The organism is Bradyrhizobium sp. RDM12 (assembly GCF_051917485.1).
GTDB lineage: Bacteria > Pseudomonadota > Alphaproteobacteria > Rhizobiales > Xanthobacteraceae > Bradyrhizobium.
Genome location: NZ_CM133064.1, coordinates 2885742 through 2911139, shown reverse-complemented (window position 1 = coordinate 2911139; position 25398 = coordinate 2885742). Strand labels below are relative to the sequence as shown.

The window sequence follows — 25398 nt, the reverse complement described above, 5'->3', positions numbered from 1 at the left end:
CGCGGGTCTCCGTGTTAGAGCGGCACGCTAGCGATATTCGGGCGCGAAAGCTCTGACCGTCTGGCATGACGGATTGTATAGCTGCTGTTTTGCGCTGTCCTTGTGAGACGAGAGCGTGATGCGCATTGCTGCGCCCTCTCCTTGTGGGCCCCTTGTGGGAGAGGGCATCACTGAAGGTCGACACAAATTCACTTGGGTGAGGGTTGCCTCCGCGCATTCATGCGCATCCGTACACGCCGAGAGATACCCCTCATCCGGCGCTTCGCGCCACCTTCTCCCACAAGGGGAGAAGGAAGGAGAACCTCAGTTCGCCGCGGACCTCGCCGCAGCCGGCATGTAGATCTGCGCGTAGCCTTCCTTGATCGCGGACGTGATGCGATCGAGGCGGCGGTCGATGTGCTTCTCCAGCACCGAGACGCAAGCCTCTTCGTTGCGCGCCTTCAATCCTTCGACGACCGCGCGGTGCTCGGCCTGGGTGTTGGAGCGGTTGATGCTGTCCATGTCGATCCAGCGCACGAAGCGGATGCGGGCGTTGACGTTGCGCAGCACGCGCAGCATCTCGGCATTGTTGGACATCGCCATCAGCCGCTCGTGAAAGGTCTCGTCGAGCTCGACGAGCTCCACCGAGGTGCGCTCTCCGGGATCGGGGCCGGTGGCTTCGAGAAATTTCAGCAGCGCGTCGATGTCCTCATCCCTGGCGCGCTTGATGGCGAGACGGACCGAGGCGACCTCGATCGACTTGCGCAACTCGTAGAGATCGAAGATCTCGTGCGCGTCGAGCTCGCGGCAGAAGAAGCCCTTGCCCGGCGTGAAGCGCAGGAAGCCCTCGGTGTTGAGACGGTTGAGCGCTTCGCGCAGCGGCGTGCGGCTGACGCCGAGGCGTTTCGCCAGCTCGCCTTCGTTGAGTCGCTCGCCCGGCTTGAACTCATAGCTCACGGCCATCGCCTTGAGCTGTTCATAGACGCGATCGACGATACTGTCGGAGACCAGTTCCACGTTGCTCTTCATCAGCTGCATTCATCACCGAGCACAGCCCAATATACCGGGGCTGCGGGCGTGATTGCAATGCAAAGGAGAGCAGAGGTTGTGAAGAGCTTTGCGACAGCCGGACTCAGGCGAACGTGCGCGGGCGCAGTCCAGCATGAAACCAGGTGATCATGGAATAGATGTCGTAGACCGGCAGCCCCACTTCCGCCTGCAACGCGGCCGCATAGGGCGGCATGTTGGTGCATTCGAGCACGATGGCGCCGACGTCAGGGTTTTTGGCGACCAGCTGCTTGCCGGCCTCGACCACGTCACGCTCGGCCAAGCCGATGTCCATGTCGTCCTTCTCGGCCTTGATCAGCACGCGGAAAAATTCCTTGCCCTGCTCGGTGCCGACCAGCGGCGTATCGAGCGGCACGCCGGCGCCTTCGAGATGGGCCGGCGTCAGGGTCGAGCCCGACACCGTGACGAGGCCGACGCGCTTGCCGGGCGGCAAGGTCGCCTGCACCCACGGCACCTGCATCAGCGACGAGGTCGCAACGGGAACGCCGACGGCGGCCGCGATCTCCTTCTGGAACAGCGAGAGAAAGCCGCAATTGGTGGTGATGGCCTCGGCCCCGAGCCGCACCAGATCCTTGGCCGCATCGATGAAATCAGGCAACAGGCCGGCGGCGCCCTTCAGCACCACCTTCTCCGGCGACGCGCCGCTCACCACACGATAGAGCACCGGAAACGGCCAGGTCGTGCCATTGCCCATGTCGCCGGGAATACGGGGGAAGCGCGCCTCCAGCATCAAGATGCCGAGCGGCGCGCCGTAGATGGCCTTGCCGCCACGGGCGATGCGGGAAAGCGAGCTGGCTGCAGGGGTCATGGATGCGATCTCAGAGGAAGCGGGTGGGCGCGAACGGTGCGAGCGGAATTTCCGGCTGCTTGCCGCTCAGGAGCTGCGCGACGAGGCGGCCGGTGCGGGCCGAACTGACCAGGCCGATATGGCCGTGGCCGAAGGCATAGACGATGTCGCGCGATGCGCGGGCATAGCCGATGCAGGGAATGCCGTCCGGCATGCTCGGCCGATGCCCAAACCACGTCTTGATGCGCGAGGCCGGAATGTCCTTCGGCAATTTTGGGAACATGCCGAGGAGGTGGTTGCGCAAAATCTCGGCGCGCTTCCAGTTCGGCGCGGCCTCAAGGCCGGCGATCTCGACCGTGCCGGCGGCGCGCAGGCCCTTGTCGGTCCAGTTCACCACCATTTTTGCGTCGGACGCCATCATCGAGCTGCGCGGACCCGATTCCGGGTTCTCGATCATGACATGATAGCCGCGCTCGGTCTCGAGCGGCAGCGGATCACCGACGGACGCCGTGAGCCGTTTTGAATGCGCGCCGGCCGCGACCACTGCGGCATCGCAGGGATCTCGCCGGTCTCGGTGAGGACCGCGACGAGCTTGTTGCCATTCAGCTTGAGACCCGTCGCCCTGGCGCGCACGAGCTTGGCACCGCTCGCCAGCGCGTGCTGGGCCAGCGCTGCAACGTAAGCACCGGGATCGCGGCAGCGGCCCGCCTCTTCCACCACCACGCCGAAGGTGTAGCGCGGATGCAGATCCGGTTCGCGCTGACGCATTTCGTCGGCGTTCAGCTCCATCCAGTTGACGCCGACCTTCTTGCGCAGGCGCCAGCCGAGATCGTTGTCAAAATTGCCGCGCGACCTGAACACGTGCATCACGCCATTGCGCTCGACCAATTCAGGAACGCCCGCCTCCACCGCAAGCTTGCGGTGCAACAGCGGCGCATCCTTCAACAAGTCGCGCAGCGCAAAGGCCGTCTTCTCGACGCGCGCCTCGGTCCAGCCCGACAGCAGGTACTTGATCAGCCAGGGCAGCGCCGTCGGCAGATACGACCAGCGGATCGCGAGCGGGCCGAGCGGATCCAGGAGATAGCCAGGCACCTTCTTCCAGACTCCCGGCTCCGCCGGCGGGATCACCGAATGCGAGGACAGCCAGCCGGCATTGCCGTAGCTCGCCGCCTGTTCGCCACCGGGCTCGCCGGGATCGATCAGCGTGACGCGATGACCCTCGCGCAGCGCCTCGATGGCGCTGATCACGCCGACCGCGCCGGCTCCGATAATGGCGACGTGGCGGGCTTGCGACATCGCTTACGCCTTCACCGCCGGCGTGAAATCCTTGCCGACCGAGATCGCGCGGGGATCGATGATGCAATGGAGGATCGACGGCTTGCCCGACGCGAGCGCCCGCTCGAATGCCGGCGCGAATTCTTCGGTGCGTTCGACGCGCTCACCGTGGCCGCCGAAGGCCTTCGCGTACATCGCGAAATCAGGGTTCTTGAGCTGGGTGCCGACGACGCGGCCGGGATAGTCGCGCTCCTGATGCATGCGGATGGTGCCGTATTGCGAATTGTCGACGACGATGACCACCAGCTGCGCGTCGTATTGCACGGCGGTCGCGAATTCCTGGCCGTTCATCAGGAAGCAACCGTCGCCGGCAAAGGCGACGACGACGCGATCCGGATATTGCCGCTTCGCGAGCACGCCCGCCGGCACGCCATAGCCCATCGAGCCCGAGATCGGTGCAAGCTGCGAGGCAAAACTGTGGAAGCGGTGATGGCGATGGATCCAGCCGGCATAATTGCCGGCGCCGTTGCAGACGATCGCGTCCTTCGGCAGGCGGTCGCGCAGCCAGGTCATGACCTGACCGTACTGGAACGTGCCCGGCAGCTCGCGCGCCTTGTCGGTCCAGGCGAGATAATCGGCGTGCGCCTTGGCCGCCTCGCCCTTCCAGGCAACTGAGCCTGCGGGCTTCAGTGTCTCGACCGCGGCGGCGAACGCGGCCGGCGTCGCCTGGATCGCGAGCGCGGGCTGATAGATGCGGCCGAGCTCTTCCGAGCCCGGATGCACATGGATCAGCTTCTGCTTCGGCGTCGGAATGTCGAGCAGCGTGTAGGACGAGGACGGCATCTCCGACATGCGGCCGCCGATCAGCAGAATGACATCGGCGTTGTCGATGCGCGCCTTCAGGCCCGGGCTCGGCCCGATGCCGAGATCGCCGGCATAGTGCGAATGGTCGGCGTCGATCAGCGAGGCCCGGCGGAACGACGTCGCGACCGGCAGGTCGAACCGTTCGGCAAAGCGCGCGATGCTTTTGGTGGCTTCATCGGTCCAGCGCGAGCCACCGAGGATGACGAGCGGCGCCTTGGCGCCGGCGAGCATCGCACTGACCTGCTCGATATCGGCGGGCGCGGGCCAGCTCACCGCCGGCTCGATCCGCATCGCATCGGCAACAGCTGCGGTCTCGGTCAGCATGTTCTCCGGCAGCGCGATCACCACGGGACCCGGACGGCCCTGCATGGCGATGCGGAAGGCGCGCGCGACCAGCTCCGGAATGCGATCGGGACGATCGATCTCGACCGCCCATTTCGCCATGGAGCCGAACACCGCCTTGTAATCGAGTTCCTGGAACGCCTCGCGCTCGCGCATGCCGGTGTCGACCTGGCCGACGAACAGGATCATCGGCGTCGAGTCCTGCATCGCGATATGGACGCCATGGCTGGCATTGGTCGCGCCGGGGCCGCGGGTGACGAAGCATACGCCCGGCCGTCCCGTGAGCTTGCCATAGGCTTCCGCCATCATTGCAGCACCACCTTCGGCGCGGCAGATCACGACATCGATCGGGCTGTCATGCAGCGCGTCGAGCGCCGCGAGATAGCTCTCGCCCGGCACGCAGGTAACGCGATCGACGCCCTGGGCGACCAGCTGGTCGATCAGGATCTGGCCCCCGGTGCGAGTGTTGCGAATGGTCATGACAGCTCCCTGCAGGCTTCGGCGATGCGCTTCAAGGCTTCGCGCAGATTTTATTCCGAGGTGGCGTAGGACAGGCGTAAATAAGGTGCAAGGCCAATGCAGCCCATGCAAGGGGTGTCGATGCGCATGTCAGCCGCGCGCGGCGATCGCGATCACCTCGATGCGATAGGCGGGATCGGCGAGCTCGACCTTGCCGCATGCCCGCGTCGGCGCGTTGCCCGGCACGACCCAGGCATCATAGACCGCGTTCATCGCGTCGAAATCGTCCATGGTCCTGAGCCAGACCTGCACGCTGAGCAGGCGCGACTTGTCGGTGCCGGCGCGCGCCAGCATGTCGTCGACTTTCGCCAGTGCCTCTTTCGTTTGCTGGGTGATGTCGGCGGTCCTGGTGTCCGCCACTTGGCCGGCGAGGAAGACGAGATCGCCGAACACGGAGCGCGGCTGCGGCGGGCGTTCTGGTCGATGCGGGTGATATCCGACATGGGATGTCCTCTTACTTGCCGGTGACGACGATGCGGCGGCAGTGATCGAGCGCCGCGCCGATGAGATTGTCGCTTGCCTCCGGCGTACGGAAGGCCGAATGCGCCGACAGCGTCACGTTCGGCAGTTTTGTCAGGGCATGACCTGACGGCAGCGGCTCGACGGTGAACACGTCAAGGCCGGCATGGGCAATGTGGCCCGAGCGCAGCGCCTCGAGCATCGCGTCCTCGTCGACGATAGCGCCGCGCGCGGTGTTGATCAAAATGCTGCCGGGGCGCATCTGGGCGATGCGCTCGCGCGACAGAAAGCCTTTGGTCTCGTCGTTGAGCAGAAGGTGCAGCGAGACGACGTGGCTCTCGGCGAGCAGCGTCTCAAGCGGCACGAATTCGACGCCCGGATGCGTCTTCGGGGTCCTGTTCCAGGCCATCACCTTCATGCCGCAGCCCGCCGCCAGGCGCGCGGCTTCCGCCGCGATACCGCCGAAGCCGATCAGGCCGAGCGTCTTGCCGGTGAGCTGCACCGCATCCCGACGCAACCAATTGCCCTCGCGCATGCCGCGGTCCATCTCGCCGAAGCTTTTGGCCGAGGCCCACATCAGCGCGATCGCACATTCGGCCACGGCCGTATCGCCATAGCCCTTGATGGTGTGCACGGAGATACCGCGCTGGCTAAGCTCGTCCGGATTCATGTAGCTGCGCGCGCCGGTGCCGAGGAAGACGACGTGCTTCAGCGCCTTGCAGGTCGCGGCGATCGGCGTCGGCACCGCGGTGTGGTCGACGATCATGATCTCGGCATCGCCGAGCAGGCCGGGCAGATCGTCGGGCTTGATCGAGGGATTGCGGTTGATGCTGACAGGCAGATCGTCGACGCGCAGCAGCTTGTCGGTCACCGCCGCCAGGGTCTCGTTCGCATCGACGAAAACAGCACGCACTGACATTCTCCTCTCAATCCCGGCACCCGCGGACCGACCCTGGTCCAGCGCGGCACCACGACGTTTTCTCTCGCTTTGCCAACGGATTAGATTCAGATCTGCCTCGCCGATCAAAACGCCGGCAGAGCTGCAATACCATATTGCATTATAGCCTGAATACAGAAATAATCGAACGGCCGGAGTTGATGATCCCCATTCCCCAGGAGCACTGCCCATGAACCGCAGGGACGCACTCACCACCGTCGCGCTGGCGGGCGCCGCAATGGCCGCGACCGCTTCGGCCAAGGCCGACACCGCGCCGGCCTCCACCCTCGATCGCATCAAGAAGAGCGGCGTGCTGCGCATCGCGGTCATCGCCGGCCAGGATCCCTATTTCCACAAGGACCTCGCGACCAATCAGTGGTCCGGCGCCTGCATCGACATGGCGACCGACATCGCTGCCAAGTTGGGGGCCAAGGTCGAGATGCTGGAATCGACCTGGGGCAACCAGATCCTCGACCTGCAGGCCGACAAGATCGACCTCGCCTTCGCCGTGAACCCGACGCCGGAGCGTTCGCTGGTCATCGACTTCTCGACCCCGATCCTGGTGCACTCCTTCACCGTGATCACCAAGAAGGGGTTTGCCAAGCCGCAGACATGGTCCGAGCTCAACAAGCCCGAGGTCAAGATCGCCGTCGACATCGGCTCGACGCACGAGACCATCGCGCGCCGTTACTGCCCGAAGGCGAACATTCTCGGCTTCAAGACGCGCGACGAGGCGATCCTCGCAGTGTCGACCGGCCGCGCCGACTGCAACGTCTCGCTGGCGGTGCTGTCGATCTTCACGTTGAAGAAGAATCCGACGCTTGGCGAGCTCGCGATCCCGCGGCCGATCCTGACGCTGCCGACCAATCTCGGCATCCGCGCCGAGGCCGATCGCCGCTACAAAGATTTCCTCAGCGCCTGGGCTGACTACAACCGTTCGCTTGGCCAGACCCGCGAATGGCTGCTGAAGGCCTATGAGACCGTCGGCCTCAGCGCTGACGACATTCCGGGCGAAGTGCAGTTCTGATCGATCATGATGTGAGGGACGTCTTTGGCCGCGCGGTGAACGCCTCAAGGCGTCTTGAGCCTGCTTCACGAGACACATTGACGCGGATGCCCTGAGCAGACCGGGACGCTGATATGCGCCCTGCCTTACGTGGCACTTCCGGTGTTGACGCGGACTGCCGCGGGTTTAAGTAGAGCAAACAAACACTGCAGGGGTGGCGACGTTTGCCGGGCTGGTTCCCCTCGACGCCACCAATGCAGGACACATGACGACCTCGCCTCACGCGACCTCGCCAAGCACGACATCGAACTCGGCTTCCGCTCCCCTCACCTCGCCATCGTGCTGTTCTCGCTCGCGATGGGCGGGTTTGCGATCGGAACCACCGAGTTCGCATCGATGAGCCTGCTGCCGTTTTTCGCGGCCGACCTTCATATCGACGAGCCGACCGCCGGACACGCCATCAGCGCCTATGCCCTCGGCGTGGTGCTCGGTGCGCCGCTGATTGCCGTGCTCGGTGCGCGGTTCGCCCGGCGCACGCAATTGCTGGCGCTGATGGCCGTGTTCGCGGTCGGCAACGCCCTCACCGCGCTTGCACCGGGCTTTGGCTGGATGATCGCAGCCCGCTTTCTCTCTGGCCTGCCCCACGGCGCCTATTTCGGCATCGCCGCGCTGGTCGCGGCCTCGCTCGTTCCGCAAGACCGTCGCTCGCGGGCGATCGGCCAGGTGATGCTCGGCCTGACCGGTGCCACCATCATCGGCGTGCCCCTGGCCAATCTGATCGGCCAGGCGGTGGGCTGGCGGGCGAGCTTTGGCCTGGTCTCCGTGCTGGCACTGCTCACCATGCTGCTGTGCGCGCTGTTCGCGCCCCGCGACCAGGCCGGCCGGTCGGATCCGCTGCGCGAGCTCGGCGCGCTCCGAAGCGGCCGCGTCTGGATCACGCTGGCGATCGGCGCCATCGGCTTTGGCGGCATGTTTGCCGTCTACACCTATCTGGCGACGACGTTGATCGAGGTCACCAAGGTCAGCACCGAGGTCATTCCGTTCTTTCTCGCGATCTTCGGCATCGGCGCCACGCTCGGCAATCTGTTCGTGCCGCGCTTCGCCGATCGCGCGCTGATGCCGACGGCGGGCGTCATCCTGCTGTTTGCAGCCGTCGCGCTGCTGGCGTTTCCGCTTGCCGCCGGCAATCCCTGGCTGCTCGCGATCGACATTTTCGCGATCGGCGCCAGCGTCGCGCTCGGGGCCGTGCTGCAGACGCGGTTGATGGACGTCGCAGGAGACGCACAGGCACTCGCAGCCGCGCTCAACCATTCGGCGTTCAACACCGCCAATGCGCTCGGCCCATTTCTCGGCGGCCTCGCCATTCGCCAGGGACTTGGCTGGACCTCCACCGGTCCGGTCGGCGCCGGGCTGGCAGTCCTGGGCTTTCTGATCTGGATCGTCGCCTATCGCGACAGCGGCTCCGCGCCGGTCGAGCACATCTCGGCCAGCGACGCCGCACCACGACAGGACGCACCGCTGCGGCGCGCGCCGCCGTTGGCGCCCGAGAACCGAACCCGTTCGGATCGCTCCAAAGATCCGGTGGCCTGACCGATCGCAACGCGCTCAGAACAGAGCCGCGTTGAAAGCCTGTCCGTAGATCATCGCAGCCACGAGCGAGACCAGCAGGCCCGCGCCCGAGAAGATCACCAGGATCTTCAGGGTTTCGACGTCGACGTTGGTTCTCGTCGCGCGGGATATTGCCTTTGCCAGTGCAGCCATCATCGCCAGCTCCGAAGCCGGCCCTGCGGTCGCGGGGCCTGACTTTATCTAGCGTATATCGGCGCTTCCGCGTGTGAAGCAGATTACAGGTGCGCGCCTGATGATAGGCCCTGCGGTAAATTAGTCGCGCGAGACACGCGGCGTCGAGGGCGTGACGTTGGCAGGCGTGTGGAAATCGAGCCGTGCCCGGTTCTCCTCGCGCACGCCGGTTTCGTCGCCGAACTCGACATAGGCCTGCGCGTCCTGCTTCCATTGCGGCCACGGCGTTGCCGGCGTGGCGGGATTGCCGGTACGCGCGAAAGCGACGAGCGTGTCCATCATGCGTTCGGACAGCGCGCGGTCGAACTCCAGTTGCGGGTGGTGCGGAATTTGTTGAAGGCGTCCTGCGTTCCGAACCAGTAAGGCACATCGGAGGTGTGATAGGCGCCGATCTTCTGCGGGCTGTCGAAGAATTCCACACCAGGCGCGAACGGATGCACCCGCGAGAACATGTACATGTAGAACGGCGCCTTGCCGGTCTTCGCCTGGGCTTCCGCCCAGTTGCGCGTGCCGATCTCGACCAGCCCCTCGCGCGCGGCGAGCAGGCCCATGGACTTTGCCTCACCATCGGTCTTGGCCGGATAGAGCGCAAGGAAGCGATCGGCCTGGTCGCCATAGAGTTTTCGCGCGGCCGCGACATAGACGTCTAACGTTCCTGCGGTGCGCAGGTCGTTCGAGCTTTCGTCGCGGGTGAAGCCGGCAACGGTGGCGACATCGTTCTGCTGTCCGGCCGCAAAGATGTTCGGGACCGTGTCGGGCAGCACATAGCCGTCGATGTCAGGCGTGACCGAGATCGTGCCGGCGCAGCCGAGCTGGCAGTCCTTCTGAACTGCCAGAATCTTGTCGGCCTGGATCTGTCGCATCTCCGCCAATGATGACGCGCCAAGTGCCGACTGCACCTCGAGGCCGATCTTCTCGGCCGCCGGCAGCGCCGGGAATTTGAAGCGGTTGTCGAACATGCTCAGACTCATCGCGAAACCGCGATCGAACAGGCCCTTGGCGAGCGGGCTCGCTTCCAGCGCCGACACCGACATCGCGCCGGCCGACTGGCCGGTGATGGTGACGTTGTCGGGATCGCCGCCGAATTGCGCGATGTTGCGCTTGACCCATTGCAGCGCCGCGACCTGGTCCATCAGGCCGTAATTGCCAGAGGCGTGGTTTTGCGATTCCGCGGTCAGCTCGGGATGGGCGAGATTGCCCAGAATGCCGACGCGGTAGTTGAAGCTGACGAAAATCGTGCCTTTCTTCGCGACGTTCTCGCCGTCATACATCGCCATGCCGCTGGAGCCGAGCGTGAAGCCGCCGCCGTAGATCCAGACCACGACCGGCAGCTTTGCGCCCGGCTTGGCATCGGCGCTCGCCCAGATATTCAGATAGAGGCAGTTCTCGCTGGTCGGCTCCTCGCCGAAATAATGATTGAGATTGTGCCGGCGCAGCACCTGGATGCATTCGGGCGCCAGCCGGTCGGCGTGATAGACGCCCTGCCACGCCTCGACCTTCTGCGGCGCGCGCCAGCGGAAATCACCGAGCGGCGGCGCGGCAAAGGGAATGCCGAAATAGGCTCTTACGCTCGACGGCAGCACCTGGCCGGAGACCGCGCCGCTATCGATGCTGACGGGGTCTCCGGGAACAGGCGTTGCGACGATCTGCGCCGATGCGGACGAAGCCGCCAGCATCACAAGGAACGAAACGATCGACTTAGCGGACGACGCGGCTTTCCTGTTCAAGATGCTCATACCGCCTCCCGCATGTTGTTTTTGTCGTTGCTGCCGGTGCTCAGTTCCGCCCAGAGGCGGGAGCGCACGTTTTCGTTGAGAGGCACAATATGAAACGGCTGGCCGAAGATTGCGAGTGGCTCGCTGGCCGGCTCAAACCGTGGCCAGGCTTCCGCGACATCAGGCGCGCCTGACGTCACGAAGCGCAGCAGGCTCGTCTGAAACCGTGCGGTGACGTCGATATCGGCCGGGGTCATCGGGCCGCCCCTGCGCTTCAGGATCGAACGATCGATGAAGTTGGGCAGATGCGCCCAGAGACAGGCATTGTCGGCACCGTGGGTCGGTCCTTGCGACAGGAACGGCTGCAGCGCGGGGCGATGGTCGAACCGGCTCAGCCACACCGCGCCACCTGCGGCGGCGTGGCTTCGCGCAAGATCGGCCATCGGGCGATGCCAGAACGCATCCGACAGCAGCGCCTCGTACGGATCCTCGTCGACGCGCGCCGAGCCGCGATAACAGGCCAGCAGGCGCTCCCAGCCGGCATCGCCGAACGCGGCGCGCACATTGCGCTCGGTGGTGCGGATCATCGCGGCCGGCGGCGTGCTCTTCAAAAACATCACCATCTCGTCGCGGCAGGAGCCGAGCCAGATCGGAATGTCGCGCAAGCCTCCCGCGGCGAAGACATCGCGCGGCTCGCGCGGGATCACGGTGCCGTCGAGCACCGGGCCGAACATGGTGCCTGAGGTGGTTTCATCGGCGATCCTGCGGCCGACGCGTTCCACCGCGGCGAAGAGTTTTGGCAGCGGCACGGGGGCCATCGCGGCAGGGTCCTCGCAAGCTCGAGCTCGTCGATGACGCGACGCGCAACAGCGTCAGCATGATCGGCGCTCATGATGTCGCGCCCCGGCGCACTCAGCGCGAGCGCGCGGGCGAACTTGCCCTTGGCCTGCGGCAGCGTTGCGAGCGCAATCACCATGGAGGCGCCGGCCGACTGGCCCGACAGCGTCAACCGGTTCGGATCACCGCCGAAATTCACAATATTGGCATGGACCCAGTCGAGTGCTGCAAGCGAATCCGAGATCGCGAGATTGTTGGCTTCGCCCAATCCATGGCGATGCAGCTGCAGGAAGCCGAGCGGGCCGAGCCGATAGTTGATGGTGACGATGACGGCCGGGCCATGCGCAGCAAGGAATGCGCCGTCATAATCGGCGCCGCCGCCGGTGACGAAGGCACCGCCATGAATGAAGAACAGCACCGGCAGCGGGCGATCGACCCCTGTCGGCGTCCAGATATTCAGGCTGAGACAGCATTCTTCTGCCTGATCGAGATGCCCGGGCTGCGGCGCATAAGGGCCGTAATCCGTGCATTGGCGCGGCCCCGTCCACGCTGGCGGCGGCGTCGCCTCGGCGAAGCGTCGCGCAGTCGCGAACGGCACGCCCTTGAAGGCACGGGCGGCGTCCTGCTCGAGCCCGACGATCGGGCCGAGCGTGGTCGGAACGGCGTTGGTCAGCATGCGATCGTTGTCCTGTCTCTTACCTAGGCGCGCCGCTTGCCGAGATCGGCGATGTCGACCTTGTGGGTTTCGCGCGCGGTCGATGCCGCCGCGGCCGAGGCGACGCAGCAACCGGCGACGAAAATCGCAACCGGGATCCAGCCGTTCGGTCCTTCGCGGACGAGGCTCGCGCTCACCAGCGGCGTGAATCCGGCGGCGAGGAAGCCGAGCTGAGTGCCGATCGCGGTGCCGGAATAGCGCACGCGCGCCTCGAACATCTCCGCATAGAACGACGGCCAGATCGCGTTGGGCGCGGAGTAGATGATGTACAGGCCGATCGAAGCGGCGAAGATCGCGGGCGTGATGCCCGACGTCACCAGCATGAAATAGGGGAACAGCAGCACGGCGCAGCCGAGCACGCCGCCGATGAATACCGGCTTGCGGCCGATCCTGTCGGCGAGCAAGGCCCAGAGCGGCTGGGCGAACAGCGCCACGACATTGCCGAGCACGCCAGCCCACAGCATGGTCGGCCGCGCGACGCCGAACTTGCTGGTGGCATAGCCGAGCGCAAACACTGCGGTCATGGTGCTGACGGTCGCGATCAGCGCGCAGACGATGACGCGCAGCACGTCCGGCCAGTAGTCTCGCAGCAGCGCGACCACGGGAAAGCGCGCCACTTGCGCCTTGCCCTTGATGTCCTCGAATACGGGGGTTTCCGGCATGGTTCGCCGCACCAGATAGGCGACCAGCAGCACCAGCGCGGACAGCAGGAACGGAACGCGCCAGCCCCAGCTCAGCAACTGCTCTTCCGGCATGCTGGCAACGGGAATGAACACCAGCGTCGCCAGGATCGCGCCGGCCTGGGTGCCGCTCAGGGTCCAGCTCGTGAAGAAGGCGCGGTTGGAATTGGCGGAATGCTCCAGCGTCAGCGAGTTCGCCCCGCTCTGCTCGCCCGCCGCCGACAGGCCCTGCAACAGGCGCAGCAGCGTCAGGATGATGGGCGCGGCGTTGCCGATCGTCTTGGCATCCGGCAGCAGGCCGATCGCCAGCGTCGAGCAACCCATGACCACCAGCGTGAACAGCAGCACCGTCTTGCGGCCGATGCGGTCGCCGAAATGACCGAGGATGACGGCGCCGACGGGACGCGCGATATAGCCGATGCCGAACGACAGCAGCGCGAGCAGCGTCCCGGTCGACGGGTCGACATTGGCGAAGAACACTTTTGGAAAGATCAGCGCCGCCGCGGTGCCGTAGATGAAGAAGTCGTAGTATTCGAGCATGCTGCCGACGAAGCTGACGAGCGCGGCGCGCTTCGGCAGCTTGTTTTGCGGCGTTTCCGCGCTGGATGCCGCATGCAGCGATGCAATTGAGGTCGAGCTCATCAAAATTCCTCCCCGTGTGCGATGGCGGTCGCGGCTCGCTTCTGGCCCGTCCGGCCGTGAGCGCTTTTTTGCTTTTGATTGCCGCAATCGTCGTTTCAATCCATAATGTACGAACTAGTACGTTTACGCAAGTCTGCAGCAGGCGAGTCGGATTGGCCGAAATTTGCCTTCACCTTCAAGGTGATCCATAGAAACGGCCGGGAGAAACCGTGATGCTCGAGCGCATGCCACCCCCATCGAAGCGCACCAACGACCCCGAGCGCACCAAGCGCGACATCCTCGAAGTGGCGATGGCCGAATTCGCCTCCGAGGGCTATTCCGGCGCCCGCGTCGACGCGATCGCGGCGCGGACCCGCACCTCGAAGCGGATGATTTATTATTATTTCGGCGGCAAGGAGCAGCTCTATCTCGCCGTGCTGGAAGAAGCCTATCGCAGCATCCGCGCGCTGGAGGACCAGCTCGACATCGCCAGCTGCGACGCGCGCGAGGGCCTGCGCCGGCTGATCGAGGCCACCTTCGACCACGACGAGCGCAATCCGAACTTCATCCGACTCGTCTCAATCGAGAACATCCACCACGGCAAGCACCTGAAGCAGAATCTGCAGCTGCGCCAGCTCAACGCCAGCGTGATCGCAACGCTCGACGGCATCTTGAAGCGCGGTCGCGCCGAGGGCGCCTTCCGCGGCGACGTTGACGCCATCGATTTGCATCTGGCCATCTCCTCCTACTGCTTCTTCCGGGTCGCCAACCGCCACACCTTCGGCGCGCTGTTCGACCGCGACCTCAGCGAGCCCAGGGTGCTGGCAAAGAGCAGGAGCCAGATCGTGGAGATGATCTTGGCGTGGCTGGCGGCCGGGGCTCGCAATGACGGAGAGAATCGCGCCGGGAGCCTCGAAGAGCGACGGTGATAGATGAGGGCTTGCCGTCTCAACATTCGTCATTGCGGAGTAGATCGAGTTTCGCGCAATCATCTATGCTCGATCGCGCGGATCGCGCCGCGGAGCTCGGCGAGGCCGCGGAGGCGGCCGATTGCAGTGTAGCCGGGATTGGTGCGCTTGGTCGCGGCGAGATCGTCCAGCATCCGGTGGCCGTGATCGGGGCGAAAGACGATCCGCTTGTCCGGCGAACGGCGCGCATTCTCCTTCAAGAGCGCCTTCAGCACCGCGACCATGTCGACGTCGCCGTCGAGATGATCGGACTCGTAGAACGTCAGACCATCGGCGTCGCGCTTGGTCGCGCGCAGATGGGCGAAAGCAATGCGCGGGCCGAAGCGTTCTGCCATCGCAGGCAGATTGTTCTCGGCGCGCACGCCGAGCGAGCCGGTGCACAGGCAGATGCCGTTGGCCTTGGACGGTACGGCATCGAACAGCGCCTGGTAGTCGTCGGCCGTCGAGGCGATGCGCGGCAGGCCGAACAGCGGCCGCGGCGGATCATCCGGGTGCAGGGTCAGCGACACCCCGAGTTGCTCGGCGACCGGCGCGACACGCGCGAGGAACTCGGCGAGATGCTGCCGCAGGATCTTTGGCGTGATGTCGCGATAGGTCTCTAGCCGGTCGCGAAATTGCGGGATGGTCAACGGTTCGGTGGTCGAGCCCGGCAGCGCGCTGGCGATGGCCATGATGAGATAATCGATGTCGGCCTGGCTCATCTTGTCGAACAGCGCTTTCGCGCGCGCCTGCTGCTCTCGCGAATATTCCTGCACGGCCGCCGGCCGCTTCAGGATGTGCAGCTCGAACGCGGCAAAGCGGTCCTGGTCGAAGCGCATGGCGCGGGCGCCGTTCGGCAGCTCCCATTCCAGATCGGTCCGGCACCAGTCGACCACCGGCATGAAATTGTAACAGATGATCTTGATCCCGGAGGCGGCCACCGCTTCCAGGCTTGCGATCCACGCTTCGATCGACTGCGTGGCCTTGGCCCCGAGGCGCTTGACGTCGTCGGGGATCGGAATCGATTCCACCACCGACCAGGTCAGCTGCGAGCGGCCGGGCTGGCCGTTCTCGATAAAATTCTTGCGCTCCTCGACCGCCTTGCGCGTCCAGGCCTCGCCAATCGGCACCTGATGCAGCGCCGAGACGATATCGCTCGCCCCGGCCTGCCTGACATCATCCAGGGACACGGGGTCATTGGGCCCGTACCAGCGCCATCCCTCGAGCATCATGTACGTTTCCTCCTATCAATTCGCGGTCAGCACGACCTTGACGCTCTGCGAGCGGTCGAGCGCCAATCGCAGCGCGTCGGGCGCGGTCGAGAGCGGTCGCTCCGCGGTGACCAGCGACAGCACGTCGACGCTGCCTGCACCGATCAATTCAACCGCCGTCATGAATTCGAGCCCAAAACGGAACGAGCCGCGCAGGTCGATTTCCTTTGCCATCACGGCATTCGAAGGCGTCGGAATTTGGCCGCCCGGCAGGTTGCCGATCTGCACCACGACGCCGCCGCGCCTGACAATGCCTATCGCGCTTGCGAGCCCCGCGGCCGTGCCCGAGACCTCGAACGCGACGTCGTAGGGACGCGACGCCGCTTGCGCCTTCAGGCCCTCTTCACCGTTTGCGACATTCTCGACATGCGATGCGCCGAGCCGGGTCGCGAAGGCGAGCGGGGCCGGTGCGATGTCGGCAACGGTGACGTCAGCCATGCCGGCGCGGTGTGCGGCGAGCATGGTCAGAAGCCCGATCGGGCCGGCGCCAAAAATGATGCCACGCTTGCCCTGGATGTTGCCGGCGCGCGCGACCGCGTGCAGGCAGACCGCGAGCGGCTCGGCCAGCGCCGCAGCCTGATAGGACACATGGTCCGGGATCTTGACGCACTGCGCCGGGATCGCGTCGAAATAATTGGCAAACCCGCCCTGCATGTGCGGAGTCTTCGACGCCGAACCCATGAAGTAGATATTTTCGCAGAGATTCTGGCGGCCCTCACGGCAGGCGCCACAATGGCCGCACCAGCGCGACGGGTTGACAGCAACGCGGTCGCCGACCTTCAAGTTGGCTGCCGCACCCGCGATCTCCACGACCTGGCCCGAGATCTCGTGACCGAGCACGAGCGGCGATTTCACCACGAAATCGCCGGTCCGGGCGTGGCGGAAATAATGCATGTCCGAGCCGCAGATGCCGCCGGCCCCGAAACGGATGCGCACCATCCCGTCGGCCAGCTTGTCGAGCGGATGCTCGATCATGCGCAGGTCTTCGGGGCCGAACAGAGTTGCGGCGAGAGAGGTCGATGTCATTTGGAAAGTCCCATGTATTTCGGCAGTCAGAGGTATCGTCATTGTCTTCACCGCCCGCGCACGCTGCCGCTTTGGGCCGGCTTCTTCGACGGTCGTATTGGTTTCGCCGGCCTTGCCGCGGATCGCGCGGTCCGTTTCCGCATCGCCGGCGATCCCGGGACGGTCTCGGCGCCAAAATTCTGCGCAAAGCGCTCCTGCGAGTGCGCGAGGTGATCGCGCATTGCGTCGCGGGCCGCTGTCGGCTGACGCGCCGCAATGGCATCGCGCACGGCCCGGTGCTCGCTAAGCGCGGTGCGCCACGTGCCGGGATTCTCGAAATAGTGAGCAAGCTGCGCGAAATAGGGATTGAGGCGCTGGTCGAACAGTTCGCCGACCACGCGCACCAGCACGGCGTTGCCGAGGCATCCGGCGATCGCGATATGGAAGGCACGGTCATGAACCATCGAGGCCTCGCCGGGGTGCGCGACGTTCTCCATCGCGACGAGAGCAGCATCGATGCGTGCGAGATCGTCCCTGGTCGCGACGCGCGCGGCCTGCTCGGCGATGGCGCTTTCGAGGAATTCGCGGGCGCGCAACAGCTCGAACGGTCCCTCGATGACGGCGGACGGCGCCGGCGCGGCATCCGAAGGCTCGATCACATAGATGCCGGACCCGACCCGAATGCGGACGCGTCCTTCCACTTCGAGCGCGATCAGGGCTTCGCGCACCGTGGGCCGCGATACCCTGAGCTGATCGGCGAGCTCGCGCTCGGTCGGCAGGCGGCCGCCGACGGCGTACTCGCCGCCGTCGATCAGGCTTCGCAATTGATCGGCGATTTGGCGATAGAGCCGTCTCGCCTCCACAGCTTTCAGCGGCACGCTGGCCTCCCCGATAGGTCGCACCGGCCGATCCGGCGGCTCGCCAATTTTGGAGAATTGGCCTTGCCAATTGACCAGAGCATTGACCGAGGACAGCCACCATGTCAAGCAGCGGCCAAATACAGGGAGAGACGACCATGCGGCTTAGTTCAACGCGCCTTGGCCGCTCAGATCTCGACCGGCTGGCCCCTCGCGTCCGCCGCCCGGCCTATGACCGCTCGCGCATCACGCCCGGGATCGTGCATCTCGGCCTCGGGGCGTTTCATCGCGCTCATCAGGCCGTCGTCATCGACGATTGTCTTGCCGCAGGCGCCAATGCCTGGGGATTATCGGCGCGAGCCTTCGCAGTCCGGAGACGCGCGACGCCCTCGCCCCGCAGGATCATCTCTACACGATCGCCGAGCGCGCCGCCGAAGGCACCGGGCATCGCGTCATCGGCGCCCTGCTCGACAGCGTCGTTGCGCGCGAGAAGCCGGCTGCGCTGGTCGATCGGATGGCCGATCCCGCCATTCGCATCGTCTCGCTCACCGTCACCGAGAAGGGCTATTGCCACACGCCGCAGACCGGCGATCTCGACGAGGGGCATCCTGATGTCGTGCACGATCTCGACAATTTTGACGCGCCACGCTCGGCGCCCGGCTTCGTCGTGGCCGCGCTGGCGCGGCGACGGGCGCAGGGACTTTCGCCGTTCACCGTCCTGTGCTGCGACAACCTCGCCGCCAATGGCCGCACCGTGCAGCGGATCGTGACGCAGCTTGCGACCCTCTGGTCGACGGAACTCGGCAAATGGATCGCGGATAACGTTGCCTTCCCTGCACCATGGTCGATCGCATCGTGCCGGAAACGACGGATGCCGACCGCGATGCGGTCGCCGCGGCCCTCGGGATGCGTGACGCCTGGCCTGTTATGACCGAGCCGTTCACGCAATGGGTGGTCGAGGATCGCTTTGCCGCGGGCAGGCCCGATCTCGCTGCTGCCGGCGTCGAGCTCGTCGCCGACGTCAAGCCGTTTGAGCTGATGAAGTTGCGGCTGCTCAATGCCAGCCATTCCGCGCTCGCTTATCTCGGCTATCTCGCCGGCTACGAGACCATCGCCGACACCATGCAGGATCCGCATTTCGCGCGCCTCGCCGCGCGAGTGATGGAAGAGGCCGCGGTGACGTTGACGATGCCCGCGGGCACCGATCTCGCCGCCTATCGCATCTCGCTGCTCAAGCGTTTCGCCAATCCGGCGCTGCATCACCGCACCTGGCAGATCGCGATGGACGGCTCGCAAAAGCTGCCACAGCGCCTGCTCGGCGCCATGCAGGATCGCCTCGCCAAAAACCTGCCGATCGCGACGCACGCGCTCGCCGTGGCGGGTTGGATGCGCTACGTCACTGCGCGCGATGAGCAGGGCCGCGCCATCGACGTTCGCGATCCCCTCGCCGCCGAGCTCGCGGGGCTGGCACGCGAGGCCGGTCCCGTCGCGGAACGGCTGGCGCCCGCATTGCTCGGCGTCACAAAGGTGTTCGGGCCACTTGGCGCCGAGCCGCGGCTGCGTGAAGCCGTGACGGCGGCGCTGGGCCGTCTCTACAAGCAAGGTGCGCGGCGCGCCGTCGAGACGCTCGTTTCGGCGTGACCATAAAGTGGGCAGCAATGTTGCACTGCGTTCAAAGTCGGACTGAAGTCGCGCTTGATTTTTGCCTGCCGTTGCCGCACCCGAGAGGCATGGCAAAGGACAACAAGGTCATCGCCGCGAACGCGGCTTTCTACGCCGCCTTTTCGACCGGCGATTTCGACGAGATGAAACGGATGTGGGCGGATGATGACGCCATTTCCTGCATTCATCCCGGCTGGCCTGCGATCGTCGGCCACGACACCGTGATCGGAAGCTGGCGCGACATCCTGCAGAATCCGGAACGTCCGCAGATCGTCTGCGCCGAGCCGCAGGCGATCGTCGACGGCGACAGTGCGCGCGTGCTCTGCATCGAGATCGTCGACGGCACCGCGCTCGCCGCGGCCAATCATTTTCGGCGCGTCGGCGACGGTTGGCTTCTGGTGCATCACCAGTCGAGCCCGATCGCGCAGATTGTCGAGCAGGCTGAGGACGATAGAGCGAGCCACCGGGTGCACTGACCGCAGCAGCGTTCTACTGTGCATGGGGTTGTTTTTCAGTCTTTTGTTTGGCGGCGAGTTCCGACAGATCGTCCAGCACCACCCGCGCCGCGCTGAAATCATCATCCCGGAAAAACGTGCTGCGGGTGATCAGCACGGGAATGTCGGCCCGCGAGGCCGCGATCAGCCCGTTGGCGGAATCCTCGATCGCGACGCAGTCGGATGGCGCCAGCTTCAGCCGCGCCAGAACTTCGAGATAGACATCGGGCGCCGGCTTCTTGTGCCTCACATCGTCACCGGCAACGATCGCATGAAAACCCGCGGCCCAGCATGTCCCCAGCGCCCGCGACAGCAGCGCATCGATGTTGCCGTGCGACGTCGTGGTCGCAATCGCGAGCCGCTGGCCACGCGCCTTGGTCTCGGCGAGCAGGTCCATCACACCGGGCCGCAAGGGGCAGCAACCGGTCTCGACCAGTTCGGCATAATGGGCGGTCTTGATCCCATGGAGCTCGGCGATATCGGCATCCGACAGCGGCGGCGCGACCAACTGCCTGGTGTGGAAGGCGCGGATGCGTTCCTTGCCGCCGGTCACGCGCAGCAAATCCTTGTAGGCGGCGCGGTCCCAATGCCAGTCGAGACCTTGACGCGCAAAGGCGTGGTTGAAGGCCCGCCGATGCAGCTCCTCCGTCTCGGCCAGCGTCCCGTCGACGTCGAAGATCAGCGCGGCCGCGTTCCGGACCAGCTCCGCCGCGCCGGATGGCGCTATGATGGCCACGTCCGCCTGCATGGTCGCCGCCTCCCTGTCACGAGCGACCATCACCCGAGGCGGCCGGCGAGTAAAATCGCATTATCTTTTGCCGGACCCAAAAATCTCTTATGAGCGGAGGTGCGCTGCGGCGCGAACGGGAACTCACGGGAGACGCATGCGGCTCTTCATCCTCGGCCTCGGCTACAGCGCCCGGCACTTCGTCCGCAAGTTCGGCGGCGGCTTCTCGCATGTGGCCGGCACGGTCCGCGATCCCGCCGCGCGGGTCGACCTTGCGGGGATCGAGGTGCATGGCTTTTCCGGCAGCCGCCCGGCTGACGCGACCGTCCACCGTATCAGCGATGCCGATGTCCTTCTGATATCGATTCCGCCGGGCCGCACCGGGGACCCCGCGCTCGCGGCGCTCGGTGACGCGCTCGCGGCGGGCCGCCGCAAGGTCGTCTATCTCTCCACCATCGGCGTCTACGGCGATCACGCCGGCGGGTGGGTGGACGAGAGCACGCCGCCGCAGTCGGGTCTCGACCGCGCGCGGATGCGGGTCGCGGCGGAGCAGGCCTGGACGGATACGGCACACGGCGACGTCGCGATCCTGCGGCTTGCCGGCATCTACGGCCCCGGCCGCAACGCGCTGGTGACGCTGCGCAGCGGCACGGCACGCCGCATCATCAAGCCCGGCCAGATCTTCAACCGCATTCATGTCGACGATATCGCCAGCGCCATCGTGGCCGCGATCAACCACAGCAGCGGCGGCACCTGGAACGTCTGCGACGACGAGCCCGCCCCGGCCCAGGACGTGATCGCCTACGCCGCGCAGCTGATGGGCATCGCGCCGCCGGACGAAGAAGCATTCGCGACCGCCGAGATGTCGGCGATGGCGCGCAGCTTCTATGCCAGCAGCGCCCGCGTCTCCAACGCGCGGCTGAAACGCGAGCTCGGCGTCGCGCTGGCCTATCCGACCTATCGGCACGGTCTCGATGCGCTGTGGCGGGCGGGCGACGGACGGCTTATAGGGTTCCGGACGCGTCTCAGACATGCCTTGCCCGCGCTTGACTTGGCTCTGGCGCGGTCGTGATCTAGGCGTCGAGCGAGCCACTCGCATAGCGAGCTCGCGGCCTGGGAGGATTTAATGAACAAGACAATCGTCATGATCGCGGCGGCTGCCACCATCACGTTCGGAGCGGCGCGCGCCGCGCCGTTGCCCGAGGCCAGTCTCGACGATGTCGGCTTCTCGAAGCAAGGTCTTGCACGGCTCGACGATTTCTTCGCCCGTGAGATCGCTGCCAAGCGCGTGCCCGGCGCGGTCGTCGCCATCGCACGCGACGGCAAGCTCGTGCACTACAAGGCTTACGGCATGCTCGATCCCGCGAAGGGCACGCCGATGCCGATCGATGCGATGTTTGCGCTGGCCTCGATGACCAAGCCAATGGCGGCGGTGGCAGGCCTGACGCTGATGGAGCAGGGCAAGCTGCCGCTCCAGGCCAAGCTGTCCGATTACTATCCCGCGTTTGCCGACATGAAGGTCGGCGTTCAACAGGCCGACGGTTCGTTGAAGCTCGAACAGCAGGCGTCACCGATCTTCATTCACGATTTATATCGGCACACGTCCGGCCTGATGTATGGCGGTCGCCCGGACTCTTCCAGCGTGTTGGCACGGGAATATCCCGAAGGCACGGCACCTGCGATCGAAGGCGACACGCAGGCCTTCATCGAGCGCATCACAAAACTGCCGCTGGTGCATCAACCCTCGACCGAGTTCGAATACGGCTTTTCGATCGACGTCCTCGGCGCGGTGGTCGAGAAGGTCAGCGAGCAGCGGCTCGGCGACTATCTCGCCGCCAATGTCTGGCAACCACTCGGCATGAAGGACGCGACCTTTCACCCGACCGACGCACAGCGCCCGCGCCTCGCTCGTCCCTTTGCCAATGACCCGCTGAGCGGCAAGCCGCAGGCCATCAAGCTGCTGGACACGCCGACCAAGTTCGATTGCGGCGGCGCCTGTTCGTTTGCGACGGTCGGCGACTACGTCCGCTTCGGCCAGATGCTGCTCAATGGCGGCGAGCTCGAGGGCCAGCGCATCCTCTCGCCCAAGACGGTGCACCACATGACGAGCAACCATCTCGGCCCTGAGATCAAGAACAACGTGGCCAATATCGAGCCGCATCGCGCGGGCTTCGGTTTTGGCCTTGCGGTCGCGGTCCGCACCAGCGAAGGACTATCGTCGGTTCCCGGCAATCCCGGCGAGTTCACCTGGAATGGTGCCTACGGGACGCAGTTCTTCTGCGATCCGAAGGAACGGCTTGTCGTGGTGGTGGGAACGGCGGCGCCCGGCGAGCTCAGGAAATACTATCGCGAACAGGTGCAGGACATCGTCTATGGCGCGATGACGAAGTGAGACAGGCCGCTTAAAAAGGGCGGCCGATCGGCCGCCCCTTGCTGTTCAGCGTCAGCTCAACACGCCGCATTTCTTGAACCAGGCCTGCGCCTGCTTCCAGGCATCCTCCGCCGCGTCCTTGCGATAGCTACCGCGATAGTCGGCATGGAAACCGTGCGGCGCTTCGGGATAGATCTTGAATTCGGCCGTCTTCTTGTTCTGCTCGAGCGCCGTCTTGAGCTGCTCGACCTGGGCCACGGGAATGCCGGTGTCGGCGCCGCCATAGAGGCCGAGCACAGGCGCCTTCATCTCGGGCGCGAGTTGCAGCGGGCTCTTCGGCCACAGCGGATTGGGCGCATCGACCGGCGGACCGTAGAAGGCGACGCCGGCCTTGAGCGTGCCGCTGTGGGCGGCATATTCCCAGACCGTGCGGCCGCCGCGGCAGAAACCGATGATGCCGAGCTTCGCGGTGTCGCCGCCCTGCGATCCCGCCCAGGCCACCGTCGCGTCGAGATCGGACAGCAGCTCGGCGTCCGGCTTGGCGTTGACGATCGGCAAGAGGTCCTTGATATCGGTGATCTTGGTGAGGTCCGTGCCCTTGCGGAAGTAATAGTCGGGCGCAACTGCGAAGGCGCCGAGCTTGGCAAGGCGCCGCGTCACGTCCTTGATGTATTCGTGCAAGCCAAAGATCTCCATCGCGACGATGATCACCGGCGCCTTGGTGTTACCGGCGGGGCGGGCAAAATAAGCCGGCATCTCCTCGGAACCGACCTTGATCTTGGCATCACCAGCCTGGAGGCCGCTGGTGTCGGTCGTAATCACCTCGGCGCGGACCGGCCCTGCCGCAAGCGTGTAGCCCGCAGCAACGGCCGCCGTGGCGCTCATGAACCCGCGGCGCGACACCGGGGCGACTTTCGTCAGCCTGACGACGTCGGCTGTCATGGTGGTTTCAATGCTCATCGGTTAATCCTTCCTGATGCCTTACCCCAGTGTCTCGCCCCAGTGTCTTGCCCTGATCCTTCAGGCGAGGCATTCGCCAATAACTGCCGGCGAAACGCAAATCACCAGGCTGCGAGCGCCGGACCTTTCAGATCCGATCGCGCTGCGTCACACGCGCAGTCTCCGGCATCAGGCTCATCGCGACAAGTCCGATGATCGCGGCAAGCAGCAGGTACCAGGCCGGCGCCAGCGGATCGCCGGTGACATGGAGCAACCAGGTGACCACGAGCTGCGCCGTGCCACCAAAGCTCGCGATCGCGACCGCGTAGACGGTGGCGAACACGCCGCCGCGGATGTTCTGGGGCAGCGCCTCGGTGAACGTCGCATAGAACGCAGTGAAAGGCAGCGAGCCGATGACGGAGAGCACGCCGAAGCCGACCAGCAGCGACAGCGTGCCGGGCGCATGGACGATCCACAGGAAGACCGGATAGGTCAGCAGCAGCGTTGCGAGCTGCGGCCAGATCATGACTGGCTTGCGGCCAAGACGATCGGCGAGCCAGCCGCCGACCAGTGCACCCGCAAACTGAATTCCGTTGCTGACGAGCGACACAGCGAAGGCGAGTGTCGACGAGACATGCAGCGTGTTCTGCGCATAGGTCGTCATGTATTGCGTCACATAGGTCGAGATGGTGCCGCTGGCCAGAACCATCAGCGCCAGCACGATCAGGCCGGTGTGACTGCGGGCCTGCGAGAAATGGCCCGCGCCTTCTTTCGCCGCGACACCGGCTTCAGCCTGCGGGATCGTCTCCGGCATCGTCCTGCGCATCCAGACGCCGAACGGCAGGCACACCGCGCCGATCAGAAACGCCACTCGCCAGCCATAGGCATCCAGCATCTCCGGGGCCATCATCTTGCTGAGGATGACGCCGACGAGCGCCCCCGCCGTTGCGGCGATCTCCTGGCTCGCCGGCTGCCATGCCACCACCAGCGCCCGATGCTCGATTGGGGCGATCTCGATCAGGTAGGCGGTGGTCGGCCCGACCTCGCCGCCGAGTGCAAATCCCTGCGCCGTGCGGGCCGCGATCACGATGACGGGCGCAGCGATGCCGATCGTATTGTAGGACGGCGTGAACGTGATGGTCAGGATCGCCGCCCCCATCAGCGCGAAGCTCAGCAGCATGGCCGGCCGCCGCCCGATCCGGTCGGAATAGATGCCGAGCACGATGCCACCGATCGGCCGCGTCACGAACCCGGCGCCGAAGGTCGCAAGGGACAGCATCAGACTGCCGTACTCGCTTCCGGTCGGGAAGAAGGTGTGGCCGATCTGGATCGCAAAGAAGCTGTAGGTGATGAAGTCGTAGAACTCGAGCATGTTGCCGACGGTGGCGGCCAGTGCTGCGCGTTTGACGCTGAACGGCTCTGCCTGAAGAGGCTGAGCTTGAAAAGGCCTGGCCTGCTCGTTTCCCGACGACACTCTCGAATTCCCAGGTGATTGCGTGCCCGATTTAACCGCATGACTGC

Annotated in this window: 22 protein-coding genes and 3 pseudogenes; 7 read left to right on the top strand and 18 right to left on the bottom strand. The window is 65.3% G+C overall.

Annotation, left to right across the window (positions count from 1 at the left end; genetic code table 11):
• Positions 1 to 303 precede the first annotated feature (303 nt).
• The 6 genes and pseudogenes from ACTGJ9_RS14155 to ACTGJ9_RS14130 all read right to left on the bottom strand — a co-directional run bounded on the left by ACTGJ9_RS14155 (position 304) and on the right by ACTGJ9_RS14130 (position 6206).
• A complete protein-coding gene (locus tag ACTGJ9_RS14155) occupies positions 304 to 1008 on the bottom strand; it encodes a GntR family transcriptional regulator (RefSeq protein ID WP_456677542.1) in 705 nt (234 codons plus the stop codon).
• Positions 1009 to 1111: 103 nt separating this feature from the next.
• Entirely contained in the window at positions 1112 to 1855 is a 744-nt protein-coding gene (locus ACTGJ9_RS14150) for an aspartate/glutamate racemase family protein (protein WP_456677541.1), read from the bottom strand.
• A gap of 10 nt (positions 1856 to 1865) precedes the next feature.
• Positions 1866 to 3130: pseudogene (locus ACTGJ9_RS14145) on the bottom strand (NAD(P)/FAD-dependent oxidoreductase).
• Between the two features lie 3 nt (positions 3131 to 3133).
• A complete protein-coding gene (locus tag ACTGJ9_RS14140) occupies positions 3134 to 4795 on the bottom strand; it encodes a thiamine pyrophosphate-binding protein (protein WP_456677540.1) in 1662 nt (553 codons plus the stop codon).
• Positions 4796 to 4924: 129 nt separating this feature from the next.
• A pseudogene (locus ACTGJ9_RS14135) lies at positions 4925 to 5277 on the bottom strand (RidA family protein).
• Positions 5278 to 5288: 11 nt separating this feature from the next.
• Positions 5289 to 6206 carry an NAD(P)-dependent oxidoreductase gene (locus ACTGJ9_RS14130; RefSeq protein ID WP_456677539.1) on the bottom strand — a complete coding sequence of 306 codons (918 nt, stop codon included), beginning with the start codon at positions 6204 to 6206 and terminating at the stop codon, positions 5289 to 5291.
• Between the two features lie 214 nt (positions 6207 to 6420).
• Between ACTGJ9_RS14130 and ACTGJ9_RS14125 the strand changes: the two genes are divergently transcribed.
• Together ACTGJ9_RS14125 and ACTGJ9_RS14120 are read left to right on the top strand one after the other, a co-directional pair.
• Positions 6421 to 7257, top strand: a complete 837-nt coding sequence (locus ACTGJ9_RS14125) for a transporter substrate-binding domain-containing protein (protein WP_456677538.1) — start codon at positions 6421 to 6423, stop codon at positions 7255 to 7257.
• Between the two features lie 318 nt (positions 7258 to 7575).
• Positions 7576 to 8826: an MFS transporter gene (locus ACTGJ9_RS14120; RefSeq protein ID WP_456677537.1), complete on the top strand. Its 1251-nt coding sequence runs from the start codon at positions 7576 to 7578 to the stop codon at positions 8824 to 8826.
• A 15-nt stretch (positions 8827 to 8841) separates the two neighbouring features.
• Here the strand turns inward: ACTGJ9_RS14120 and ACTGJ9_RS14115 are convergent, their stop codons facing one another.
• The 6 genes from ACTGJ9_RS14115 to ACTGJ9_RS14090 form a co-directional block, all read right to left on the bottom strand.
• The gene (locus ACTGJ9_RS14115; protein WP_456677536.1) at positions 8842 to 9000 is read right to left on the bottom strand and encodes a hypothetical protein; all 159 of its coding nucleotides are present in this window, start codon (positions 8998 to 9000) and stop codon (positions 8842 to 8844) included.
• A 117-nt stretch (positions 9001 to 9117) separates the two neighbouring features.
• Positions 9118 to 9318 (bottom strand): hypothetical protein, encoded by a 201-nt coding sequence (locus ACTGJ9_RS14110; protein WP_456677535.1) that lies wholly within the window; start codon positions 9316 to 9318, stop codon positions 9118 to 9120.
• Complete coding sequence (locus tag ACTGJ9_RS14105; protein WP_456677534.1) at positions 9315 to 10772, bottom strand: carboxylesterase/lipase family protein; 1458 nt, start codon at positions 10770 to 10772, stop codon at positions 9315 to 9317. The genes ACTGJ9_RS14110 and ACTGJ9_RS14105 overlap by 4 nt, the downstream gene beginning before the upstream one ends.
• A complete protein-coding gene (locus ACTGJ9_RS14100; protein WP_456677533.1) occupies positions 10769 to 11485 on the bottom strand; it encodes a carboxylesterase family protein in 717 nt (238 codons plus the stop codon). Before ACTGJ9_RS14100 ends, ACTGJ9_RS14105 begins: the two co-directional genes overlap by 4 nt.
• Entirely contained in the window at positions 11455 to 12264 is an 810-nt protein-coding gene (locus ACTGJ9_RS14095) for a carboxylesterase family protein (protein ID WP_456677532.1), read from the bottom strand. The genes ACTGJ9_RS14100 and ACTGJ9_RS14095 overlap by 31 nt, the downstream gene beginning before the upstream one ends.
• A 23-nt stretch (positions 12265 to 12287) precedes the next feature.
• Complete coding sequence (locus ACTGJ9_RS14090; protein ID WP_456677531.1) at positions 12288 to 13625, bottom strand: MFS transporter; 1338 nt, start codon at positions 13623 to 13625, stop codon at positions 12288 to 12290.
• Positions 13626 to 13837: 212 nt separating this feature from the next.
• Between ACTGJ9_RS14090 and ACTGJ9_RS14085 the strand changes: the two genes are divergently transcribed.
• On the top strand, positions 13838 to 14533 hold the full coding sequence (locus ACTGJ9_RS14085; protein WP_456677530.1) for a TetR family transcriptional regulator: 696 nt from the start codon (positions 13838 to 13840) through the stop codon (positions 14531 to 14533).
• A 59-nt stretch (positions 14534 to 14592) separates the two neighbouring features.
• Here ACTGJ9_RS14085 and uxuA read toward each other — a convergent pair whose 3' ends face one another.
• From uxuA to ACTGJ9_RS14070, 3 genes are read right to left on the bottom strand one after another with little or no spacing between them, the layout of a single operon-like run.
• Positions 14593 to 15783 (bottom strand): mannonate dehydratase, encoded by a 1191-nt coding sequence (gene uxuA, locus ACTGJ9_RS14080; RefSeq protein WP_456677529.1) that lies wholly within the window; start codon positions 15781 to 15783, stop codon positions 14593 to 14595.
• 15 nt (positions 15784 to 15798) lie between these two features.
• Complete coding sequence (locus ACTGJ9_RS14075; RefSeq protein ID WP_456677528.1) at positions 15799 to 16848, bottom strand: L-idonate 5-dehydrogenase; 1050 nt, start codon at positions 16846 to 16848, stop codon at positions 15799 to 15801.
• Between the two features lie 47 nt (positions 16849 to 16895).
• On the bottom strand, positions 16896 to 17705 hold the full coding sequence (locus tag ACTGJ9_RS14070) for a FadR/GntR family transcriptional regulator (RefSeq protein WP_456677527.1): 810 nt from the start codon (positions 17703 to 17705) through the stop codon (positions 16896 to 16898).
• A 137-nt stretch (positions 17706 to 17842) separates the two neighbouring features.
• On the opposite strand from ACTGJ9_RS14070, the pseudogene ACTGJ9_RS14065 reads away from it, so the two are divergent.
• Positions 17843 to 19325, top strand: a pseudogene (locus ACTGJ9_RS14065) (mannitol dehydrogenase family protein).
• A gap of 89 nt (positions 19326 to 19414) precedes the next feature.
• Positions 19415 to 19822: a nuclear transport factor 2 family protein gene (locus ACTGJ9_RS14060; protein WP_456677526.1), complete on the top strand. Its 408-nt coding sequence runs from the start codon at positions 19415 to 19417 to the stop codon at positions 19820 to 19822.
• Positions 19823 to 19835: 13 nt separating this feature from the next.
• Here ACTGJ9_RS14060 and ACTGJ9_RS14055 read toward each other — a convergent pair whose 3' ends face one another.
• Positions 19836 to 20588, bottom strand: a complete 753-nt coding sequence (locus ACTGJ9_RS14055) for an HAD family hydrolase (protein ID WP_456677525.1) — start codon at positions 20586 to 20588, stop codon at positions 19836 to 19838.
• Positions 20589 to 20724: 136 nt separating this feature from the next.
• Here ACTGJ9_RS14055 and ACTGJ9_RS14050 point away from each other — a divergent pair, with 136 nt between their 5' ends.
• Both ACTGJ9_RS14050 and ACTGJ9_RS14045 read left to right on the top strand, forming a co-directional pair.
• The gene (locus ACTGJ9_RS14050; RefSeq protein WP_456677524.1) at positions 20725 to 21639 is read left to right on the top strand and encodes an SDR family oxidoreductase; all 915 of its coding nucleotides are present in this window, start codon (positions 20725 to 20727) and stop codon (positions 21637 to 21639) included.
• Positions 21640 to 21693: 54 nt separating this feature from the next.
• Complete coding sequence (locus ACTGJ9_RS14045) at positions 21694 to 22959, top strand: serine hydrolase domain-containing protein (protein WP_456677523.1); 1266 nt, start codon at positions 21694 to 21696, stop codon at positions 22957 to 22959.
• A gap of 51 nt (positions 22960 to 23010) precedes the next feature.
• Here the strand turns inward: ACTGJ9_RS14045 and ACTGJ9_RS14040 are convergent, their stop codons facing one another.
• Both ACTGJ9_RS14040 and ACTGJ9_RS14035 read right to left on the bottom strand, forming a co-directional pair.
• On the bottom strand, positions 23011 to 23898 hold the full coding sequence (locus tag ACTGJ9_RS14040; RefSeq protein WP_456677522.1) for a dienelactone hydrolase family protein: 888 nt from the start codon (positions 23896 to 23898) through the stop codon (positions 23011 to 23013).
• A 127-nt stretch (positions 23899 to 24025) separates the two neighbouring features.
• Entirely contained in the window at positions 24026 to 25249 is a 1224-nt protein-coding gene (locus ACTGJ9_RS14035) for an MFS transporter (RefSeq protein ID WP_456678523.1), read from the bottom strand.
• Positions 25250 to 25398: the final 149 nt, after the last annotated feature.